Raw genomic sequence first — 23,088 nt, 5'->3', positions numbered from 1 at the left:
TATATCGGGATTAAGCGGAACCAAATTCCTTCTTGATCTTTTTTACTAGAACCTTGTTTATTTTTTCGTAAGACTCATAGGTCCAACCCGCTACGTGGGGACTGAACAGCACATTATCTCTAGCGGCAAGTTTTTCGAATTCGGCTTTTTGATCTGGGGTAAACTTTTCAAACTTTTCATTTTCCAACACATCAAGCAGTGCTCCTCTAAGAATCCCCTGATCCAAGGCGTCATTTAAAGTCCTGAAACTGATCACTTCCCCTCTTGCAGTATTGATCAGCCAGAAAGGTTTCGCAAAACTTTTTAGTTCTTTAAGGGTGAAAAAGTCTCTGGTTTCAGGAGTCAGCGGCACGTGGATGCTCAACACATCCGCCTCAGCCTTTAGCTTTTCCCACATAACTTCCTGCACATGGTCGTCCGAGAAATCCAACTTGTATTTATCATACGCCAAAACATCCACCTTAAATCCACGCAGTCTATGGGCAAAGGATTTTCCCATGTTTCCAAAGCCCATGATTCCGACTGTTTTCCCCATCAATTCATGGCCACGGTTACCCTCTCTGTCCCAGATTCCTTTTCTGACTTCACGGTCAGCTTTTCCCACTTGATTAAATAAAGCTAAAAGCATTCCCACGGCATGTTCGGCAACGGCATCACGATTTCCTTTGGCAGCATGAAACAGTTTGATGTCCCGTTCGGCCATGTATTCCAGATCTATTTTGTCCAATCCAGCCCCTGCCCTGCCTATAAACTTCAGGTTTATGGCACGCTCCAACAGCTCTCTATCCATGGGGGTTTTTGATCTGATGATCAACCCATGGTATTCGGCTACCGAATCCAATATTTCCGCTCTACTGATCAAAGGGGAATAAACTACTTCATATCCATGTTTTTCTAACATAGGCATGATGCTTTCGTGCATTTCGTCAATGATAAGAATCTTCATCTTCACAGAAATTAAATTTTTAAAAGAGACATAGCCACTAAAAAATAAACTGCCAAACCTATCAGGTCATTGGCTGTAGTAATAAATGGCCCTGAAGCCAAAGCAGGATTAATTCCGAGTTTGTCCAATACTATAGGTGTAATGGTCCCCATAAAGGATGCAAGTAGCACCACAGCAAATAAGGCTATAGACACCACCATCGCAAATGAAACTTCGGTCTGATAAAACAAAACCACTATTGCAAATACGAAAGTGGCCAAGATCAGTCCGTTTAGAACCGCGACCAGCAATACTTTCAAAAACCTTTTGGCCAAAGAATCATCAAAGATGGATTTGCTGGCAAGGGACTGTACCACTATAGAAGACGTTTGGATTCCTACATTACCGCCCGTTGCAGTGATCAGGGGTATAAAGAAGGCAAGGGCTGTCACTTTATTCAATCCCTCCTCAAAAAAACCTATGAAGCCGGCCCCCAGCAATCCACCACATATACCTATCAACAACCAAGGTAATCTTGCTTTGGAAAGCTTCACCACACTATCATACTCATCGACCGTATCGGATATACCTGTCATCGCCTGAATATCCTCTTCCGCTTCCTCACGGATTACGTCCAGGATATCATCTACTGTGATTCTTCCTACTAGCTTATTTTTACTGTTCACTACCGGAAGAGATTCCAGATCATACTTTCGCATGACTTCAGCTACTTCCTCCTGATCCATATATGTAGGCACGGAGATCACCTCCTCCTCATAGATATCTTCGATTTTCGTCTCATCTGAGGCCAATACTATCCGCTTAAGGGACACTATCCCCATCAGTTGCTGCCTGTTGTTGACTACGAAAATCGAGTAGATCTTATTTACATTTTCCGCCTGCCGACGGATTTCGTTGATGGTTTGTACTACATTCCAGTTCTTGTTTGCCCGGATGTATTCCTTGGCCATAATCCCCCCGGCTGTATCCTCATCATAGCGTAAGAGTTCTAGGATCTGATCAGATTTTACCTTGTCCTGAAAATGGCTGATAATATCTTCCCGCTCTCTTTCCAGGAAAAGATTGAGGATATCAGCCCCGTCATCAGAGTCCATCAGCTCAATTAGGTTGGCCATCTCCTGCACTTCCATCTCCTTCAAGACCTTGTGCTGATTGGTCGCTTCAAGCTCAATGATAATATCTGCCGAAAGCTGGGGATCCAATACCCTGAGCACAAAGATGGCTTCCTGCATGGACAGCTCATCCAGCAATGAGGCGATATCAGCCACATTAACCCCGTTCAACGACTCTTGAATAAAGGTCAAATCCTCCGCTTCGATAGCCTGTCTGAGGCTTTCTAAGTATTCTTTCGAAAGTTCAAACTGCTTAATGATTTCCACGGGATGCTTCTATTTTTTGGGTTAAGAATATGAAATCAGCTACATCCAATTGCTCGGCACGCAAATCCAACAAAGGGTTTGAATTGAAGTCAACCGGAAGGTTAAACGGCTTAAGGCAGTTTCTCAATGTTTTGCGACGGTTCCCAAATCCTGCCTTTACTACCTGCTTGAAGAGTTTTTCATCACAGGCCAGTTTATCTATTGCATTCCGTGTAAGCCGGATCACGCCGGAATTTACTTTGGGCGGCGGGTCAAATACTTGGGGAGGAACTGTAAAGAGATATTCTATATCATAAAATGCCTGAAGCAATACAGATAATATTCCATAGTCCTTGTTTCCCTTTGGCGAGGCGATCCGCTGCGCCACCTCTTTTTGCAACATGCAGACCACCTCTGATACCTGATCTTTTACTTCCAGGACTTTGAAGAAGATCTGTGAGGAGATGTTATAGGGAAAATTACCCGCTATGGCAAACTTATCGGAGAAAATCTCCCTCAGGTCCATTTTCAAAAAATCACCTTCTATAATCTTATCACCTAATCCAGGATATTTCTTATGCAGATAAGCAATAGATTCCTTGTCTATATCGATCAGGTACAGCTCCTGCTCTTGCCTCAACAGAAAATCCGTAAGCACTCCCATGCCGGGTCCGATTTCCAGAACCTTAGATACCCCTCCATGACCTTTCACTGCTTGAGCTATTTGCTCCGCAATACTCAAATCGGTCAAAAAATGCTGTCCCAAGTGTTTCTTGGCTTTGACCTTTTCCATCGGTTAGCTCAGATTATTTTTTATAAATTGCGAAACCAAAATTAAGAGAATAATTCTAAAGGACTAGCTTATCCAGGCAGCTTGACCAAACCTTAACATCTAGTCCACATTATATTTTATATGCATCAACGAAAGATCAAACCCATTATCGGAATAAGTATCGGGGACCTCAATGGAATAGGCGCGGAAGTCACCATGAAAGCCCTGCTTGACAATAGAACCTATAAAAGCTTTACGCCACTGATCTATGCGCACGGAAAGGCATTGACTTTTTATAGAAAACAGCTGGGGCTGGAGGACTTTAATTTCTCCCAGATCAAACATGTATCAGAAGTCCAGCATAAACGTATCAATGTCATCAACATAAGTGAAGAATGTCCTGAAGTAATTCCCGGCGTGGAAACCCAAGAAGCAGGTAAATTTGCCCTGGCGGCATTGAAAGCGGCGGTAACAGATCTTCGGGAAGGGAATATCCAGGCATTGGTCACCGCTCCATTGAACAAACACAATATCAATTCCGATGAGCTGCATTTTATTGGCCATACGGAATATATTACAGATGCTGTGGGAGCCAAAGAGAGTCTTATGCTTATGGTGGCGGAACAATTGCGTGTGGGTTTGGTGACCGGCCATGTGCCATTGGCAAAAGTAGCTGAGCAGGTGAGCAAAGAACAGATCATTCAAAAAGCGAATATCCTACTCCAAAGCCTTGAGGATGATTTTGGCATCACTAAACCAAAAATAGCTGTTCTTGGATTAAACCCCCATGCAGGTGAAGATGGCCTGCTGGGTGAGGAAGAGGAGAAAATCATCAAGCCGGCAATCAATTCCCTGAAGGATCAGAACAAAATGGTATTCGGTCCCTACCCTGCTGATGGTTTTTTTGGCATGGGCCATCAGACTAAATTCGACGGGGTTTTGGCGATGTATCATGACCAAGGATTGGTACCGTTTAAATCCATGACATTCGGCACGGGAGTAAACTTCACCGCCGGATTGTCCGTAATCAGAACTTCGCCCGATCATGGCACAGCCTATAATATAGCGGGCAAAAATGTGGCAGACGAGGGCTCAATGAGGGCCGCCCTGTTTCTGGCAGCAGATATTATTCAACAACACGACCCGCAGGAATCTGGTGATTGAGAAGGAAACCGAAAGATATTTGAAAGAAACCAAAGAATATTTTAAAATCTCTTTCTTCCTTTTACAAATATTCACTATTTTTGCGGTCTTAAATCGAGAGGAGGTATCGTGAAATTCTGGAGAGCATTTGATATAGAGGTCATTAAGTTCCTCGAAGGTATCCACGAGTTAGACTTCGAAATTGGGGATTCATTTTTCCAACATTTCGAAGACAATGAATTGGTCAAAAAAGGTAAGTTGACCGCACGGGTCATCATGAAGGTGGGGGCAAATGTAATTGAGATGGATTTTCACATCGCCGGCAAAGTCACTTTGACCTGCGATAGAAGTCTGGAGGCTTATGATCAGCCGCTGGAATTTCATGAAAAGATGATCTACAAGTACGGAGCAGAAGAAAAGGAAATCGACGAAAACGTCATTATGATCACTAGGGACACTCCTAAAGTCAATGTCGCCCAGTTGATTTACGAGTTTATCTTGCTGGCCTTGCCCCTGAAGAAAATCCACCCCGACTATAGAAATGAAATGGATGAGGAGGATTACGAAGGAGAAGGGATTTATGCCTATATAGATGGGCAGGATTCTGATAACCAGAATGATGATTCTGATTCTGAAGGAAACAATAATGAAGCAGTTGATCCTAGATGGGATCTATTAAAAAAGTTAAAAAACAAGGAATAATCATAAACCACGCATAAAATGGCACATCCTAAACGAAAAATTTCGAAAACCAGAAGAGATAAAAGAAGAACTCACTACAAGTTAGAGGCTCCTGGTCTGGCGAAATGCCCTACTACAGGTGAAATGCACCTTCCTCACAGAGCTTTCTGGTTAGACGGTAAACTGTACTACAAGGGACAAGTTATCATAGAAAAAGAAATCCTGGCTTAATTAAGCCCGTGAATCTTATAAAATCCATTTGCGATCTGCAGATGGATTTTTTTGTTTTATGCCGAACTAGGCAGTTGTCAATCAAAGCTATTGCCTGGCATTGGTGGATTTCTTTTGGTAGAGAATAACAATTATAATATTTTTGCCTTCCTTACAGGATAAAACACATCCATAACAAAACAGTTTGAGATGATTTTGATTGGATCGTCTTAGCTTAACCCCAGCATAATGGACAAACTCAGAGCCATGATCACCGGAATACAAGGTTACGTTCCGGAATACAGGTTGACTAACAAAGAACTTGAAAAGCTTGTAGATACAAATGACGAGTGGATCGTTTCAAGAACAGGAATAAAAGAAAGAAGGATACTGAAGGGTGAAGACCAAGGAACATCAGTAATGGGAGCCGAAGCTGTAAAAGGACTTTTGGAAAAAACCGGAACTGATCCCCTGGATGTAGATCTTATTATCTGTGCTACAGTGACTCCCGATATGCCATTTCCTGCTACCGGTAATCTTATCGCCGATATGGTGGGTGCCAAGAACAGCTATAGCTTTGATATAGGTGCTGCCTGCTCAGGGTTTTTGTTTGCCCTACAGATGGGAAGCCAGTTTATCCAGACTGGCACACATAAAAAAGTAGTAGTGGTAGGAGCGGATAAAATGTCATCTATAGTCAATTATCAGGACAGGACTACTTGCATATTATTTGGAGATGGCGCCGGAGCAGTCTTGCTGGAGCCTACTACAGAGGACCTTGGAATAGTGGATGCCATCCTCAAATCCGACGGATCAGGAGCCCCCTACCTCCATATGAAAGCCGGAGGTAGCCGCAGACCCGCTTCCCACGAAACAGTGGAAGCAGGAGAGCACTTTGCCTATCAGGAAGGTTCTACTGTATTCAAGTTCGCTGTTACCAATATGGCTGATGTAAGTGCGGAGATCATGGAAAAAAACAACTTAAAAGGTGAAGACGTCGCTTGGTTGGTGCCACATCAGGCCAATCTCCGCATTATCAACGCTACGGCGAATCGTATGGGAATCGGTTCAGATAAGGTCATGATGAACATAGAAAAGTACGGCAATACTACCGCCGGAACCATACCACTCTGTCTTTGGGATTACGAGAGTCAATTGAAAAAAGGAGATAATCTTGTTCTTGCTGCCTTTGGAGGAGGCTTTACCTGGGGATCTATCTATCTGAAATGGGGCTACGACCCAAAATAAATTTTAAGAAATACACACGATAACACGATATGGCAAGTACTGCAGATTTTAAAAACGGACTTTGTCTGGTCATGAATAATGACATTTACTCTATAGTGGAGTTTCAGCATGTCAAACCAGGAAAAGGGCCGGCATTTGTTAGAACCAAATTGAAAGGCATCACTTCTGGCAAAACATTGGACAAAACGTTCAGTGCGGGAGAAAAAGTAGAAACTGCCCGCGTAGAGAAAAGACCGCATCAGTTTCTCTATGCCGATGATATGGGCTACAATTTCATGGACACCACTTCATTTGAGCAGATTACAATAGAGGAAAAACTGATCGAAAGAGCTAACCTTTTGAAGGATGGTCAGTTAGTGGATATTTTGATCCATGATGAAACAGAAACACCTCTTGCGGTAGAACTTCCCCCTTTCGTGGAATTGATGATTACCTACACCGAGCCTGGTATAAAAGGTGACACGGCGACCAATGCCTTGAAGCCTGCTACCGTAGAAACAGGAGCTACTGTAATGGTTCCTTTGTTTGTTGAGCAAGACATCCTGATCAAAGTGGATACCCGCGATGGATCTTACTCCGAAAGAGTAAAATAGCTTAGTTTAGCTGTGTGATTTCGTTAAATTACACAGCTTTATTCTTTTTAAAACCCACTTAAATAAATTGCCGAAGGGCACATCTAAATAATTAACCTATGAAAGCAAAAGAGATTCAGGAGTTGATCGATTACATATCTAATTCTGGTTTGGCTGAAGTCAAAATCAAGACTGACGAGTTTGAACTTTCTATTAAGAAGTATGCGGAATCTTCTGCACCTAGAGTGGTAGAAGCCCCGGCGCCTGCTCCTGCAGCAGTGGCTCCAGCTCCTACTCCAACACCAACTCCGACTCCTGCCCCTACACCTACAGCTGAAGCAGCACATTCCAACTTGGTAGAGATCAAATCCCCGATGATAGGCACATTCTACCTTACTTCCAGCCCCGACGCTGATCCTTTTGTAGCAGTAGGTGATTCCATAAAAGCCGGCGAAACTGTTTGTATCATAGAAGCAATGAAACTTTTCAATGAGATCGAATCTGAAATTTCCGGTAAAATCGTAAAAATACTGGTAAGCAATTCTACCCCTGTAGAATATGATCAGCCATTGTTCCTTGTAGATCCAGCGGGATAATTTTTTTCACTAAATAGTAAAAAGCTGTGTTTAAAAAAATACTAATCGCCAACAGAGGTGAAATCGCCCTTAGAATCATCCGTACTTGTAAAGAGATGGGGATTGCGACGGTGGCGGTATATTCCACTGCGGATAAGGATAGTTTACATGTTCGATTTGCCGACGAAGCTGTGTGCATAGGGCCAGCTCCCAGCAGGGAATCCTACTTAAATATCCCCAGAATCATTGCGGCTGCTGAGATCACCAACGCAGATGCCATTCACCCGGGATATGGTTTTCTTTCTGAAAATGCGGAATTCTCCAAAATCTGTGAAGAATACGGTATCAAATTCATCGGTGCCAGCGCTGAGATGATTGACCAGATGGGGGACAAGGCTACTGCCAAAGCCACCATGAAAGCAGCTGGTGTTCCTACTATTCCTGGTTCGGAAGGAATCCTGGAATCCATGGAGCAGGGCATCAAGCTCTCCAATGAAATGGGGTACCCTGTTATTCTAAAAGCCACTGCCGGAGGCGGTGGACGCGGAATGCGGATTGTGAAAGAAGAAGCCGGGTTTAAAAAAGCCTGGGATGATGCCAGAATGGAATCAGGAGCTGCGTTCGGAAATGACGGCCTGTATCTGGAAAAATTTGTGGAGGAACCCCGACACATAGAAATACAGATAATTGGAGATAGTACAGGCAAAGCCTGCCACCTTTCTGAACGGGACTGCTCTATTCAGAGAAGACATCAGAAACTGGTAGAAGAAACTCCCTCCCCATTCATCACAGATGAACTCCGTGAAGCAATGGGAAAAGCAGCTATCAAAGGTGCCGAAGCAATCGGCTACGAAGGCGCCGGTACCGTAGAATTCCTGGTGGACAAGCACCGCAACTTCTTCTTTATGGAGATGAATACGCGTATCCAGGTAGAGCACCCGATCACCGAGGAAGTAACTGACTTTGACCTGATCAAAGAACAGATCAAAGTGGCCGCGGGAGAAAAGATCTCAGGCAGAAACTATTATCCAAAGCTCTATGCAATGGAATGTAGGATCAATGCCGAGGATCCCGCACATGGCTTCAGACCAAGTCCGGGTAAAATCCAGAACCTTCATATTCCGGGTGGTCGGGGGGTGAGGATTGATTCACACGTATATGCCGGCTATGTGATCCCTCCTAACTACGACTCCATGATCGCCAAACTGATCGTCAGTGGCCAATCAAGAGAAGAAGTGATCGTGAGGATGAAGAGGGCATTGGAGGAATTTGTAATCGATGGCATCAAAACCACCATTCCTTTCCATATCGCACTTTTGGAAAACGAACAATTCAAAGAAGGAAACTTCACTACCAAATTCTTGGAGGATTTCGACTTCTCCGTGATAAAGGGATAACATCTCTGATGTATATTAAACCTTAAAAGCTGTCCTAATGGGCAGCTTTTCTTGTTTTATAAGAGGTTAAAACCAGAAGTGGGAACACTACGCTTTAAGCCTGTTATTTTGAATGATTAACCCCTTTTTTCCCCCGAAGGGTTTTTCAGAAAGTACAAACTTATCTATACGTCAGAAAATCTCAAAACAACCTTCTGTTAAATAATATTTTGCTAGAAGTTAATTTCATTGCATTAAAAAAAATATGTGAAATCATCGCTTTCAGGACGGTTATTACTCAAATTATCACTAGCTTAAAAGTGATTTAAATGTCAGCCTAACCCAAAATGACACCTTATCGAATACTAAGAATTTTAGCATTGGCTTGTTTTGGCTTTGGGATTATCAATTGCAACCCCAAGCAAACCACCGAAATCCAACTATCAGGCATCGAACAGGTCAGCTATAATTTTCATATCCGTCCTATTCTTTCTGACAAATGCTTTGTCTGCCATGGTCCGGATGCAAATAAGCGCGAATCTGACCTGCGCTTGGACACGGAAGCCGGTGCTTATGCTGCGCTTAAAGACAATCCAAACCAATTTGTAATTAAGCCCGGGAATCTGGAAGAGTCGACTGTCTATCATAGAATCACTTCTGATGATCCGGGAGAGCTGATGCCTCCACCAGAGTCCAATCTGGCTCTATCCGAAGCGGAAATCCAGCTGATCAAAATGTGGATCCAACAGGGAGCTAATTATGAGCCTCATTGGGCTTTTGTAAAAGCGGAGAAAACAAAATTGCCTGAAGAAACAGACTGGACTATCAATGAAATAGACCGGTTTGTGCTTAAGAAAATGAAGGAGAAAGGACTCTCCCCTAATCCGAAAGCCAAACCTTATGAATTGATCAAGCGAGCAAGTCTGGATCTTACAGGCCTTCCTCCCACCCCAGAGCTGTTGGATAGATTTGGAGACTTTTCTGGAGAATTTTCCTATGAAAATTTAGTCGATGGACTGCTGGACGATCCGGGTTTTGGAGAAAAAATGGCCATTCTCTGGATGGATATTTCCCGATATTCTGACAGCTATGGCTATCAGGATGACAATATACGCACCCAATGGCCCTATCGCGATTGGGTAATCCATGCTTTCAATGAAAACATGCCCTATGACCAATTCGTGACTTGGCAGCTTGCAGGAGATCTGCTACCGGATGCGAACAAAGAGCAGATTTTGGCAACTGCCTTCAACAGAAACCACAAATACACCGAAGAAGGTGGCGTGATCGATGAGGAGTACAGGATAGAATATGTGCTCGACAAAACCAATACCGTAAGTAAAGGCATACTGGGAATTACCATGGAATGCGCACAATGCCATGACCACAAATATGATCCTTTCTCGCAAAAAGAGTATTTTGAGCTATTTGCCTTCTTCAATAATACCCCAGAAAAAGGATATCAGGGTGATGTATCCCAATCCAAACCCGCAAAGACTCCCATACTCTGGATAGATCATAAAGATCTCTCAGGAATTATGGATTTTATTAATTACTCCGATACTTCCAAGCTTAGTGTCTCCGTCATGGGAGAACTGGAGGAAAAACGACCGACTTATATCCTGGATCGAGGTTTATATGATGCGCCTACAGAGGAAGTGAACCCCTCCACCCCCGCCTCGATCCTGGAATTTCCCGAAGACTTGGAGAAGAATCGTCTCGGACTGGCAAAGTGGATCACAGCCAGAGAAAATCCGCTGACTGCAAGAGTTTTCGTAAATCTGATGTGGCAGGAGATTTTTGGCCAGGGCATAGTCAAATCTGCCGGTGATTTTGGGATGCAGGGTGATCTTCCTACCCACCCTGAGCTATTGGACTGGCTGGCGGTTGATTTTATGGAAAATGGCTGGGACATTAAGCGTCTGATGAAGCAAATTCTAAGCTCGGCAACTTACAAACAGTCTGCAGTAATCACCGAAAAACATCTCAATACGGATCCGGAAAACCTCTACTTGTCAAGAGCACCACGCTTACGACTTCCTGCAGAAAATATCCAGGATCTAGTACTTGCTAGCAGTGGACTATTGGTGAGAAAACTTGGTGGCCCAAGTGTCAAACCTTATATGCCTGAGGGGATCTGGGAAGCAGCGACTTCAGGCCGGGGAGTTTTAGCTACCTATATTCAGGACAAAGGCGACAAACTTTATAGGCGGGGTTTATACAATTTCATCAAACTAACTGTCCCTCCTCCCAAGGCAATGATTTTTGATTCCAGTAATAGGGATCGCTGTGAGATCGGGAGAAATAGAACGAATACTCCCCTACAGGCACTGGTGATGATGAATGACCCAATGATTTTGGAAGCGTCACGTGTCCTGGCGGCTAGCATGTGGACGAAACACAAGAATGAAGAAAATGCCATTTCCACTTCCTTCAAACGTATAGTTTGTAGAGAGATGAGCGGGGAGGAAAAAACCATCCTACTCTCCTATTACAAAGATCAGCTGGCAAGATTTAATCAAAATCCGGATCAGATTCTCCCCACTTTAAATGTGGGCGAGTTCCCTCTGGAAGAGTCAACTGTCAACCCTGAAACCGCCGCACTCATGCAAGTAATCGTGACTATTTATAACCTGGAAGAAACCATTACCAAAAGCTGATATGGAAAAGGAAATTTTAGAAGAAGGACTGAATAACAATCGCAGGAAATTTCTCTCCAGACTTAGTCTTGGCGTAGGAAGCTTAGCGCTGGGATCACTTTTGGTTCCTGATCTATTTTCTGGAAAATCAGGAGCAGAGGAAGCCATGGTGAACGCACTACCACATTTCGCACCCAAAGCAAAACGTGTAATCTATCTCTTCCAGAACGGAGCCCCGAGTCAATTGGAATCATTTGATTACAAGCCTCTTTTGAATAAAAGGATGGGGGAAGAACTCCCTGAATCCATTCGTGGCACGCAGCGTCTCACAGGGATGACCTCCGGTCAATCTTCCTTCCCTTTGGTCGGGTCCAATTATACATTTGACCAATACGGGGAATCCAGAGCTTGGATATCTGAGGTTTTTCCACATACAGCCGGAATTGTAGATGATATCTGTATTGTCAAATCCATGCATACCGACGCGATCAATCACGACCCTGCATTGACTTTCTTCCAGACAGGAGCTCAAGTAGGCAATCGCCCAAGCATGGGATCTTGGCTGAGCTATGGTCTGGGAAGTGAAAACAGTAACCTTCCGGCATTTTCGGTTTTATTAAGCCGTGGGCGAGGAAACGGACAGGGAGTTTATTCGAAATTATGGAGCAACGGATTTCTTGATGCCACCCATCAGGGTGTTCAGTTTTCCAATTCTGAAGACCCGGTTTTGTACCTCAGGGATCCCGATTCTATGAGTCGATCAGAACGCAGAAAAATGATAGACCAGATCGCTGCAATGAATGAACTGAGCATGCAGCAGTTCAATGATCCCGAGATCACCGCCAAAGTAAAACAGTACGAAATGGCCTACCGAATGCAAACTGCGGTCCCGGAAATGACCGATATCTCCAAGGAGCCCGAAAGTATCATCAAACTCTACGGGCCGGACTGTCTGGTGCCCGGCACTTACGCAGCCAATTGTCTTTTGGCCAGAAAACTATCGGAGAGCGGCGTTCGGTTTGTACAACTCTACCATCAGGGCTGGGATCAGCACGGAAATCTGCCCAATGAAATGAGGCTACAGGCGGAAGATGTAGATCAGGCTTCTGCGGCACTCATCACTGATTTAAAGCAGAGAGGCTTGCTGGACGAGACTCTGGTAATCTGGGGTGGAGAATTTGGAAGAACAAATTACTGTCAGGGAAAAATCCTGGTGGATAATTACGGCCGTGATCATCATCCCCGCGCATTTTCGATCTGGATGGCCGGTGGCGGTGTGAAGTCCGGAATGGTTTACGGTGAGACAGATGAATTTGGCTACAACATCACCGAAAACCCTGTTCACGTACACGATTTTCAGGCCACTGTTCTTCATCTAATGGGTATAGATCATGAGCGCATGACCTACAAACACCTTGGAAGAAGGTATAGACTGACGGATGTCTCAGGCAAAGTAGTTAAAGACTTAATTGCTTAGAATCCCTATGCCCAAGATTTCTTCGATCAGATCAATTCTGGAAAACACACTTTTCGTCTGGATAGGTCTTACACTCATTATTGTACTGGCAGGAAGTTCACTGGTTTTACCCAATTGGCTACAGGTAATCGGCAGAGGCCATCCCATTTTGCTGCATTTTCCAATTGTATTGCTCTTGATGGGTTTGCTCTTTTTCTGGATTCCGGGAATTGACAGAAAGCCTGAGATCAAAGAAATAGGAGAAATCAGCTTTCTGGCAGGGTGTAATTTTGCAGGAATCACGGTGATAGCAGGATTGATACTAGCCCAGGAAGAATATACCGGAGATACACTAACCTGGCATAAGTGGGGAGGCTTGTTGGTTTTCGGAGGTTGTGTACTCCTCTATTTTTTCAGATCCATCAAAGTAAATTTTATTCGCCTATCCACTTTGGCTTTAGCAATAGCAATTGTCCTCACAGGACACTGGGGAGCAGGCCTGACGCATGGAGAAGATTTTCTATTGGCTCCTGTCCGGTCTGCTGACGCTGAAGAAATCCCATTGGCTGAAGCCGAAATCTTCAGAGATGTAGTTCAGCCAATTTTACAGGCAAAATGTATCAGCTGCCACAAGAAGGGAAAGATAAAAGGGGAACTGAGAATGGATCATATAGAAGGATTGAAAAAAGGCGGTAAAACAGGGCCTTTTGCAGTTGCGGGAGATTTTGAAAACTCACTCCTCATTCAGCGAATCAATCTTCCTGAGGATGACAAGAAACACATGCCTCCCCAAAACAAAGTGCAATTGACTGACAAGGAACTTTTGATATTGAGTGAGTGGGTGGCATCCGGTGCAGATTTCGACACAAAGCTGATCACGCTGCCTACTACAAACAAATTATATCAATTGGCTTCACTGAAGTTTGAAGAAAACAAAACCTATTCCTTTAAAGCTGCTGATGCTGATGACATTGCAAATCTAAATACCTCATTTAGGTCAGTTCAGGCACTTTATCCTGAATCGCCTGCATTGGCCGTTTCCTACTTCGGTACCTCGGCATTTCAGCCAAAGTCACTCTCTGAACTGAAAATCATAAAAGATCAAATCGTCCGGTTAAACCTAAATAAAATGCCTTTGGACGGAGTAGAACTTAAGTTTTTAACTGATTTCAAGCATTTGGAAGAGCTGCAATTGAATTTCACTGATTTAAATGCAGAGCAGTTGAAAGTGGTTTCTGAACTTAAAACACTTGAAATACTTGCGATTTCAGGCAATACAATTGACAATGTCTCGCTTCAAAACCTAGGCAAAATGAAGTCATTGAAAAAGCTTTATTTATGGCAAACAGGATTGGGGAATCAGGACAGGGAAACTATCCAAAAATCTCTTCCAGCTACTGAACTTTTCTTTGGCTTTGACGGAAAAGGGATAATCTACGAATTGAACAGTCCTGCAATATCCCTGACAGATGTGATCTATCAGGACAGTTTGGAGGTAAAGCTTTCCCATCCTATCAAAACTGCCGAGCTTCGCTATACGCTTGATGGTACAGAACCGGACAGCATCACAAGTACAGTTTATACCAAGCCTATTTTTGTAAAATCAACAGGGAAAATCAGGGCACAAGCATATGCTGAAGGCTGGAAAGGATCAAAGGTAACCGAAGCGGTTTTTATGCATTCAGGAATCAAGCCTAGTGAATTTGGGTTAGTCTATGAACCCGATTCTAAATATAAGGCATCCGGAGCTGCTACACTTTTTGATCTGGAAAAAGCCCAGGCTTCAAATCATGGTCAAAAATGGCTGGGTTTTCAAGATAAACCGATGGTATTGGAGGTTAGCTTTGAAGAAAACAATAAACCTAGAGAAGTCTTCCTCAGCTTACTTTATAACGAAGCGGCACATATTTTCCCTCCTTCTGCTGTGACAATTCAAGGATTGGAAAATGGGAAATGGAAGGAACTGGCAAGTGACTCTCCGACCGTGTCTTCAGTTCCATTTCCTGCGAGATCAGAATTGCTGTCATTTGACTTGGAAAATATAAGCTATGAAAAGCTAAAGATTATAGTAAATCCGCTCACTCATCTACCAAAATGGCACCCTGATGCAGGAAGCAAAGGCTGGGTATTTGTGGATGAGGTGATTTTCAATAAGTGAAACAGGTTGGAATTCTTCTCCACAAACCCTCTTAAAAACATCAAACCCAAGGTATTCTCCAACTGCATCAACAGCTAATCAGACTCTTCTTTATCAATTCTTTTCCTTACTCAAAATCTCCTTATACAGTTCAATGTTCTGTTGGACTTTTTCGTCCAGTTCAGGTTCACTGATATCCTTGAGCTGATTCATTTGTTGTGGGCATACATGATATCCTGATGCTTGCTCAGTCTCTCCCGCAATTTATTGAGTTCCTTGGCTTTCTTTTTCTCGGAGGCTTCCAAGTCTATGGAGGTCGGAATTCCTTTAAGTGTAATAGATTCTGTCACTCTAAGGCTTTCAACTGAAATATTTTTCATTTTATCCGCAATTTATATGTATAAAATGTTTGCTTTAAAGATTAGAACAAGATAATATTTTATCTTAAGCCTCCAGTAATATCCAATCTTTTAACCCATTCTTCCTAACTATTAAAATGCCTCAAATTTCTATTTCTCCAGGTGTAAGCAATAGGTACCTGGCTCTTGACGTACTACGTGGACTGACGATTGCATTTATGATTGTAGTCAATACAGCAGGTGATTGGAGCAATCTATTTGCTCCCCTGGCTCATGCGAAATGGCATGGCTTCACTCCCACCGATCTGGTTTTCCCCACGTTCCTTTTTGTAGTCGGAAATGCAATGAGTTTTTCCATGAAAAAGCTACAGCAGATGGATACTGCTGCTTTTTTCAAGAAAGTCGGAAAAAGGACTTTGCTCATTTTCCTCATAGGCTGGTTGCTCAATGCATTTCCTTTTTATGATATCTCAGATAGCGGTGTACTGAGTTTTATTGATATTACAGAAGTAAGATTATTCGGAGTGTTACAGCGCATCGCCCTTTGCTATTTCTTTGGTGCGGTGGTCCTGTATTACGGGGGGATAAAAGGAGCTTGGATCTTTAGTGGCATAGCACTTTTAGGCTACTGGGCTATCATGTATTTATTTGGAGAGACATCTGATCCCTATGGCCTCACCGGCAATGCCGCCATTAAACTTGATCTGGCACTAATCGGCCCAGAAAGAATGTATGGGGGTGAAGGAATTCCCTTTGACCCGGAAGGCCTCCTTAGCACCTTACCCGGGATAGTCAATGTAATCGCAGGCTATCTGGCAGGAAAGATGATCCAAAAACTGGGGAATACCATGGAGACAGTCAAGAAACTGCTTGCGATCGGGCTCGTACTTATTATTATTGCTTACATCTGGGATCAATTCTTTCCTATCAATAAAAAGATATGGACCAGCTCATATGTATTGCTGACAGTTGGGATCGGCCTTTTATTACTGGCACTTCTAGTCGCTGTAATAGAGGTAAAGAACTGGAAGGGTTGGACATATTTCTTTGAGGTTTTTGGCAGAAATCCATTAATCTTATATGTACTGTCAGGTCTGGTTGTTACTGTCTTTTACATGATACCCGTCGGTGATTCTACACTGAGGGGCTTTATTTACACCCATTTCTTCACGAGTTGGCTTTCACCAAAAATGGCTTCATTCCTTTTTGCCTTCAGCTATATGCTGCTCATTTGGGTAATCGGACTTTGGATGGATAAGAAGAGAGTCTATATAAAAGTGTAGTCAGAAAGCAGCACTGGTTTAGATCAGGGTATCGCCCTGATTAATTTATATGTACAGGATCCGCCCCGGATCAATTGCCAAAACACCTAACTTAAAAATGTATGCAGGAGCCCATCCAAAACATATTGTTAGTTGAGGACGACCTCCGAATGGCTGAACTTATTCAGAGAGGGCTGGAAGAACAAAATTACTCAGTCACATTGGCCTATGATGGTCTCTCAGGCAAAAAACTTGCTTACGGTAATCATTATGATCTGATGATCACGGATATCGTATTGCCAAAAATGGATGGATTGGAACTTTGTAAGGATATCCGAATACTAAAGCCTGCTATGCCAATTATCATGTTGACAGCCTTGGGCACCACTGATGATAAAGTAGAAGGATTTGATGCGGGAGCCGATGACTATTTGGTCAAGCCTTTTGAGATGCGGGAATTATTGGCCCGCATAGGGGCTTTGATGAAACGGAACCGGCTACAGGCACGGGGCACAAATATTCTCAAGTTTGCTGACTTGGAAATGAATTTCCATACCAAATTAGTTCGACGTGGGAACAAGAACATCCATCTAACCCCAAAAGAGTTTAAGCTATTGGCTTACCTGTTGCAGAATCCTGAACGTGTCCTCTCAAGAGCCGAAATTGCCAAGAATGTCTGGGACACTCATTTCGACACTGGTACTAATTACATTGATGTGTATATCAATTACCTGAGAAAAAAAATCGATAGGGGTTTTGATCAAAGGCTGCTGCATACAAAATCAGGAATGGGTTTTATCTTGATGGAGGAAGAATGAAAGTCCGAACTAGGATAACCATCTTGTTCACACTGATCACAGCATCTATCTTATTTTTCTTTGCATGCGTAATCTACTATTCCGCAAAAAAGAACAGAGAACAGGAATTTTATGCACTTTTGGAAAAGGAGGCAATTACCAAAGCAAACTTGTTTTTCAACGCCCAAGTAGAGAGTCGGACGCTTCAGAACATCTATCGAAACAACCGCCAAATCATCAACGAAGTAGAGGTGGCCATTTACAACAGAGATTTTCAGTTGCTTTATCACGATGACGTAATCATAGACTTTGTAAAAGAGACAAAATCCATGATTGATGAGGTGTACTTAAACGGAGACATAAGATTTTATCAAGAAGATTGGCAAGTAGTAGGTATGCTTTTTGATTTTGAAGGGAGTGAATATATCATCACCGCAACAGCCTATGACGAATCCGGATACAACAAACTAAACAGCCTGCTCCAAAACAGTGTATTGGTATTTATAATAGCCATCTTATTTATCTGTATTGCAGGTTTTTTCTTTTCCAAGAAAGCTTTTGATCCGGTTAAGGAACTGACCCAAAAGGCTAAACTGATCTCTGCCACTAACCTAGACCTGCGGCTAACTACCAATGGAAACAAGGATGAACTGACAGAAATGGCCAATACATTCAATGAAATGTTGGAAAGGCTAGAGCGTTCATTCGATGCCCAAAAGCACTTTGTATCCAATGTTTCCCATGAACTGCGTACTCCTCTGGCAGCTATCATTGCTGAACTGGAACTGGCCGTATCCAGAGAGCGGAACCTACAAGAATGTAAACTGGTTCTGCAGAACGTGCTGTCAGATTCCCGCAAAATAGTCCGGCTTACCAATAACCTCCTCGATCTGGCCAAGGCAAGTTATGATCCCTCTGAGATCTCATTTAGGCCGTTACGGATCGATGAGATACTATTAGACGCAAGACAGCAGGTAGAGCAAGCCTATCCGGCCTACAGAATAGCGATACAGGTAGAAGAAGATTTTGAGGACGATAGCCAGATAATGGTGAATGCCAATGAATACCTTTTGAAAGTGGCATTTGGAAACCTGATAGAAAATGGCTGTAAATATTCAAATGAGAAAAAAATCACCGTGATTATGTCTTTTGCCAAAGAGCATTGTGTCCTACGCTTTGTGGATCAAGGGATCGGAATAGCAGATGAAGACATTCCCAACTTATTCTCACCATTTTTTCGTGGAGAAAACAGCCACTTTTCTGAAGGTCTGGGAATAGGGCTTTCACTCACACAGAAGATAGTTGCCTTGCATCAGGGACTAATCACCGTTGCCTCCAAAAAGAACATGGGGACTACCATCACGGTCCAATTACCTAAGATGAGCCCAGTACTCTAATAAAATTCTAATGATTTTCTATGAGTTTTCTAACTATTTTTTTGAGTAAAAACAAAGACTTTTGTTGCTGTATTGTAAATGATCCTGTGCTACTATCAGACAAAGTCCCCTACTCCAATACAATATTGGACAGACTTTAATCATAAACCACATAAAATCAGATTTTTACAAATGATCCCAAACCCACAAATCTAAGTCTCAATAGCTGGTTTCTTATTTAAGCCAAAGATCAGGCTATGATTTACCTCAAAGACCACGCCTCCTTCAGATAAAAGGGATTGAGCCCTGAAAAATAGTAAATCCCCAATTAAGCTTAAAAATTGAGCACCAATCTAAATACCATGTCAAAACAAGCTTATCTTTTTATACTATCATTCCTTATTTCAGCTGTGGGTGTTGGACAGGAACACCAAAAAGAAGCTGAAACCACTGATACTTTGAAGACAATTGAAAAATTAAAATATAAACAACAGCCCGGATTGGCCTTGGCTGCGTCAAAAATATTCTTTTCCGACAAAAGGTACTCAATCAGCGGGTTTGGTGAGTTTAATTTTATACCGATCCAGGACAACGTCAACCCAGAGGTGGGAGATCTGGAATTGTATTATTCCTCCTTGTATCGATATGCTACCTTCTTTGGCTATCGGCTCACGGATAAATTGATCTGGAACTCAGAATTTCAAATTGAATTTTTACATTACAAAACGCAGGAAAGTCATCATGAAATAGTAATTGAGGCATTTTTCGATTACCTGTTTAAAGATTACCTAAAAGCCAGGATAGGTTTTTATCCCCTAACCATAGGCTATGTCAACAATAACGATGAGCCGGTCATGTTTTATTCTGTGAACAGGTCAGAGGTAGAACGATTGATAACTCCCTCCACATGGATAGAATTTGGGGCAATGTTTTATGGAAACATCTCTCCTTCATGGAGTTATGCACTTGGCTTTTCACAAGGACTAAACAGTAAAAATTACCTCAGTGGCACCTGGATCAGACAAGGAAGAGAAATAAGATTTGACCTTCCAAAATCCATCTCGATCAATCCTCAGCTCAATTACACCGGAGTGCAAAATCTTACCCTCTCGGCATCGGGATACTATGGTAACTCTGGACAAGGGGAAATCATAGAAATCAATGAAAAGCCCGTAGAAGTGAAAGGCAATATCAATTTATACAGTGCCTATGCAAAATACGACTGGAAAAACTTCAGATTGGTCACTGTGGGGACCTATGGTAAACTTAGTGATACAGAAAAGCTTTTTGAACTCACGAAAGATGAGAATGGAGAAAATGGTCAGGTATTGGGCAAAGAGGTATTTGGTTATCTAATGGAAATCGGTGTGGATATTATGCCCTATTTAAGAAGGGGAAGATCAATTCCAGTAAAGAAAAGCTTTCTCTTTGACACCCATGAAATGAAGCTTAGTGTATTTTCTCGCTACGAACGGTTAAATACCCATAAGAAAATTGAGGCCGCTCTCGAAGATCTTCCCCGAATAGAAAGTGACATGGATATCTGGACGATTGGACTCAATTTCAACACCCGCGAAAACATCGTGTTGAAAGCTAACTATCAATATCGACTGAACAAATTTACAGGCGATCCGGACCCAAGGAAAAATATCATAGAAACAGGGATTGGATTCATATTCTGAGTTCATCCTAAATTAGGTGACCCTTTTGCTACCTTCCTTGCCATATGGGAACAGAGAAGAAATCGCCCAATTCTCGCAAAATACCGTCATTTTCGGTCAATTCTAAAAGCGTTTATCCGGAATTATAGAAATAACTTGAAACCAAAAGTCATTACATTCTATATGCTTCCCATGCTATCCTCCCTATACCGAAGACCTGCTTCGATTCTTCTTCTGTGGTTTGCTTTTGTTCACCTCGAATCGGTTGCCCAGCTATCAGAAGACACCTACCACAAGGCAGAATATTTCCTCAGTGACAACATACAGCGTCAAGTTTACCATTTGGATGTCAATCCCAATTGGCTAAAGGAGAACAACAGCTTCTGGCACCAGACCTATACCAAGGATGGTAAGCGGTTCTTTCTGACCGATATTGAAAAGAGAGAGACCAAAGAAGCTTTTGACCATGCGGAATTGGCCAAGTTGCTAAGTGAGAAAAGCGGAGAAAACATAGACTCAGCAAACCTTCCATTCTATAGGATTCAGCTTGATGGGGAGGGTTCTGTAGTTTTTGAATGGAAAAATAAAAGCTGGACATTTATAGACGGTATGTTAAGGTCCAAGAGAGCTTCGAGTGATCCCCGTGATAGATCTGTTGCTGTATCACCCGACGGAAACTGGAAAGCTTTTACCAGAAATTTCAACCTTTTTGTGGAAAACCTGGAAACCGGTGAGGAAATCCAGTTGAGTTTCGATGGAAGCAAGAACTATGGGTACGCTTCATATTGGGGTTGGTCTGATATGATTTATGGGGAAAATGGTGAAAGGCCTGAGCACTTTACCGTAAACTGGTCTCCGGATTCCAAGAAAATCCAGACACAGATCGTGGATCTGAGATTGGCGGAGAAAATGCTGCTCTTGGATAATAGTCAGGATGATAAGTTTCGCCCCCAATTGATGGGATATTATAGGGGATCACCGGGAGACACTACGGTAGTGATGTACACACCAGTACTATTCGAATTGGAGAGCAAAAAAGAGACAAAATTTCCGGGACTTTCCCTTCCGCATTTTATAGGGATGAATCTAAGCTGGGATAGCACGAGTGAACATCTCTACGGAACATACCTGCAAAGAGGGTTTAAAAGCTTCGACCTTATCGAGATCAATGCAGCAACCAAGAATATCAGAAAGGTGTATTCCGAGTCCTCCCCTACTCACGTCAACAACAATAATATTTTCCGAAGGTTAGAAAACGGACAGTTTATCCTAGGAACAGAGAAATCGGGTTGGAATCAGCTTTACCTGATGGATTGGAAATCAGGAAGTCTTGTCAATCGGATCACATCCGGTGAATATGTGGTCAAAAACCTGCTTAAAGTAGATGAGGAGAATGGCATAATCTATTTCGAAGCATCTGGGAAGGAAAAAGACACAAACCCTTATTATACATATCTCTATAAGGTGAACTTGGACGGAAGCGGACTAGAACTATTGACTCCGGAAAATGCCTACCACACCATCAGCTATGATCAGGATAAAGACTATTTCGTGGATAATTATTCTACGGTGAATCAACCTACCATTTCTGTGGTAAGAGAATTGAAGACAGGAGAAATTGTACATGAACTATCCAAAGCAGATATTTCCAACTTGCTCAAAAAAGGCTATCAGTCTCCAAAACAATTCACAACGACAGCTAAGGACGGCAAGACTACCATTTACGGTATCTATTATCTACCTACTGACTTCAGCTCCAAAAAGAAATACCCGATCATAGACTATACTTACTCAGGCCCACACATTGACATTACCCCAAAGACATTCAAAGCTGGATTGGTCGGCTTGCAGCAGCCTATGGCCGAATTGGGATTTGTCGTCGTGACGGTAGATGGATTAGGCACATCAGGCAGAGGAAAGACTTTCAATGATGTTTCCTATCGTAATCTCGGTGATGGCACAACCGACCATGTGCTTGCCATAAAGGAACTTGCCTCCAAAAACAAGTTTATGGACATAGAGAAAGTCGGGATATTTGGACACTCCGCCGGAGGCTACGATGCTGCCAGAGCGATGCTGCTGCACCCCGATTTCTACAAGGTAGGTGTGGCTTCTGCAGGAGATCACGATCACAGAATGGAAAAAGCCTGGTGGCCGGAAATGTACATGGGCTATCCTGTTGGGGAATTTTACCATGATCAGTCCAATATCACCAATGCGGCAAATCTAAAAGGGCACTTGCTATTGGCGCATGGAGGCATAGATGAAAACGTAAACCCTTCAGCTACTTTCAAATTTGCAGAGGCACTGATCAATGCAGGAAAAGACTTTGACTTATTTATCTGGCCAAGTAGAAACCACAACTTTGGTCGAGCAGACGGTGACTACTTCACTAAAAAGCGCTGGGACTATTTCATTGAGCATCTGCTGGGAGAAAAGCCACTAAGACATTACCGCATACAGAGATGATTGGAAAACCTAGGATTATTGATGATATTAGATGTTATGAAATCGAGCCTG

19 protein-coding genes are annotated in these 23,088 nt (G+C 42.8%); 15 read left to right on the top strand and 4 right to left on the bottom strand.

What is annotated here, in order from left to right; translation table 11 throughout:
* Positions 1-10: 10 nt before the first annotated feature.
* The 3 genes from LZF95_RS12590 to rsmA are packed head-to-tail and all read right to left on the bottom strand — an operon-like array spanning position 11 to position 3,097.
* Positions 11-946, bottom strand: coding sequence for an NAD(P)-dependent oxidoreductase (locus LZF95_RS12590; protein WP_233755388.1), 936 nt, complete (start codon positions 944-946; stop codon positions 11-13).
* An 11-nt stretch (positions 947-957) separates the two neighbouring features.
* Entirely contained in the window at positions 958-2,325 is a 1,368-nt protein-coding gene (gene mgtE, locus LZF95_RS12585) for a magnesium transporter (RefSeq protein WP_233755386.1), read from the bottom strand.
* The gene (rsmA, locus tag LZF95_RS12580; RefSeq protein ID WP_233755385.1) at positions 2,312-3,097 is read right to left on the bottom strand and encodes a 16S rRNA (adenine(1518)-N(6)/adenine(1519)-N(6))-dimethyltransferase RsmA; all 786 of its coding nucleotides are present in this window, start codon (positions 3,095-3,097) and stop codon (positions 2,312-2,314) included. The genes mgtE and rsmA overlap by 14 nt, the downstream gene beginning before the upstream one ends.
* A gap of 120 nt (positions 3,098-3,217) precedes the next feature.
* On the opposite strand from rsmA, the gene pdxA reads away from it, so the two are divergent.
* The 10 genes from pdxA to LZF95_RS12530 all read left to right on the top strand — a co-directional run bounded on the left by pdxA (position 3,218) and on the right by LZF95_RS12530 (position 15,134).
* A complete protein-coding gene (pdxA, locus tag LZF95_RS12575; RefSeq protein WP_233755383.1) occupies positions 3,218-4,240 on the top strand; it encodes a 4-hydroxythreonine-4-phosphate dehydrogenase PdxA in 1,023 nt (340 codons plus the stop codon).
* 108 nt (positions 4,241-4,348) lie between these two features.
* Positions 4,349-4,921 carry a DUF177 domain-containing protein gene (locus LZF95_RS12570; protein WP_233755380.1) on the top strand — a complete coding sequence of 191 codons (573 nt, stop codon included), beginning with the start codon at positions 4,349-4,351 and terminating at the stop codon, positions 4,919-4,921.
* Positions 4,922-4,939: 18 nt separating this feature from the next.
* Positions 4,940-5,131, top strand: a complete 192-nt coding sequence (gene rpmF, locus LZF95_RS12565; protein WP_057938136.1) for a 50S ribosomal protein L32 — start codon at positions 4,940-4,942, stop codon at positions 5,129-5,131.
* Positions 5,132-5,359: 228 nt separating this feature from the next.
* Positions 5,360-6,358: a beta-ketoacyl-ACP synthase III gene (locus LZF95_RS12560; protein ID WP_233755378.1), complete on the top strand. Its 999-nt coding sequence runs from the start codon at positions 5,360-5,362 to the stop codon at positions 6,356-6,358.
* A gap of 29 nt (positions 6,359-6,387) precedes the next feature.
* Positions 6,388-6,951, top strand: a complete 564-nt coding sequence (gene efp / locus LZF95_RS12555) for an elongation factor P (protein ID WP_233755376.1) — start codon at positions 6,388-6,390, stop codon at positions 6,949-6,951.
* Between the two features lie 98 nt (positions 6,952-7,049).
* Positions 7,050-7,526: an acetyl-CoA carboxylase biotin carboxyl carrier protein gene (accB, locus tag LZF95_RS12550; protein ID WP_233755374.1), complete on the top strand. Its 477-nt coding sequence runs from the start codon at positions 7,050-7,052 to the stop codon at positions 7,524-7,526.
* Positions 7,527-7,552: 26 nt separating this feature from the next.
* Complete coding sequence (gene accC, locus LZF95_RS12545; protein WP_233755372.1) at positions 7,553-8,902, top strand: acetyl-CoA carboxylase biotin carboxylase subunit; 1,350 nt, start codon at positions 7,553-7,555, stop codon at positions 8,900-8,902.
* Between the two features lie 326 nt (positions 8,903-9,228).
* Positions 9,229-11,541 carry a PSD1 and planctomycete cytochrome C domain-containing protein gene (locus LZF95_RS12540; RefSeq protein ID WP_233755370.1) on the top strand — a complete coding sequence of 771 codons (2,313 nt, stop codon included), beginning with the start codon at positions 9,229-9,231 and terminating at the stop codon, positions 11,539-11,541.
* Between the two features lies 1 nt (position 11,542).
* The gene (locus LZF95_RS12535; protein ID WP_233755368.1) at positions 11,543-12,997 is read left to right on the top strand and encodes a DUF1501 domain-containing protein; all 1,455 of its coding nucleotides are present in this window, start codon (positions 11,543-11,545) and stop codon (positions 12,995-12,997) included.
* Between the two features lie 7 nt (positions 12,998-13,004).
* Positions 13,005-15,134 (top strand): c-type cytochrome domain-containing protein, encoded by a 2,130-nt coding sequence (locus LZF95_RS12530; RefSeq protein WP_233755366.1) that lies wholly within the window; start codon positions 13,005-13,007, stop codon positions 15,132-15,134.
* 188 nt (positions 15,135-15,322) lie between these two features.
* Here the strand turns inward: LZF95_RS12530 and LZF95_RS12525 are convergent, their stop codons facing one another.
* The gene (locus LZF95_RS12525) at positions 15,323-15,493 is read right to left on the bottom strand and encodes a hypothetical protein (protein ID WP_233755364.1); all 171 of its coding nucleotides are present in this window, start codon (positions 15,491-15,493) and stop codon (positions 15,323-15,325) included.
* A 116-nt stretch (positions 15,494-15,609) separates the two neighbouring features.
* Between LZF95_RS12525 and LZF95_RS12520 the strand changes: the two genes are divergently transcribed.
* From LZF95_RS12520 to LZF95_RS12500, 5 genes are all read left to right on the top strand, one after another.
* Positions 15,610-16,755: an acyltransferase family protein gene (locus LZF95_RS12520; protein ID WP_233755362.1), complete on the top strand. Its 1,146-nt coding sequence runs from the start codon at positions 15,610-15,612 to the stop codon at positions 16,753-16,755.
* Positions 16,756-16,856: 101 nt separating this feature from the next.
* Complete coding sequence (locus tag LZF95_RS12515; protein WP_233755360.1) at positions 16,857-17,552, top strand: response regulator transcription factor; 696 nt, start codon at positions 16,857-16,859, stop codon at positions 17,550-17,552.
* On the top strand, positions 17,549-18,928 hold the full coding sequence (locus LZF95_RS12510) for a HAMP domain-containing sensor histidine kinase (protein ID WP_233755358.1): 1,380 nt from the start codon (positions 17,549-17,551) through the stop codon (positions 18,926-18,928). Before LZF95_RS12515 ends, LZF95_RS12510 begins: the two co-directional genes overlap by 4 nt.
* Before the next feature lie 341 nt (positions 18,929-19,269).
* The gene (locus LZF95_RS12505) at positions 19,270-20,589 is read left to right on the top strand and encodes a hypothetical protein (RefSeq protein WP_233755356.1); all 1,320 of its coding nucleotides are present in this window, start codon (positions 19,270-19,272) and stop codon (positions 20,587-20,589) included.
* 135 nt (positions 20,590-20,724) lie between these two features.
* Positions 20,725-23,037: a DPP IV N-terminal domain-containing protein gene (locus LZF95_RS12500; protein ID WP_233755354.1), complete on the top strand. Its 2,313-nt coding sequence runs from the start codon at positions 20,725-20,727 to the stop codon at positions 23,035-23,037.
* Positions 23,038-23,088 lie beyond the last annotated feature (51 nt).

This window comes from Algoriphagus sp. AGSA1 (assembly GCF_021390545.1).
Taxonomy (GTDB): domain Bacteria; phylum Bacteroidota; class Bacteroidia; order Cytophagales; family Cyclobacteriaceae; genus Algoriphagus.
The sequence above is the reverse complement of the archived record's forward strand: the minus strand, read 5'-3'. Positions and strand labels throughout refer to the sequence as shown.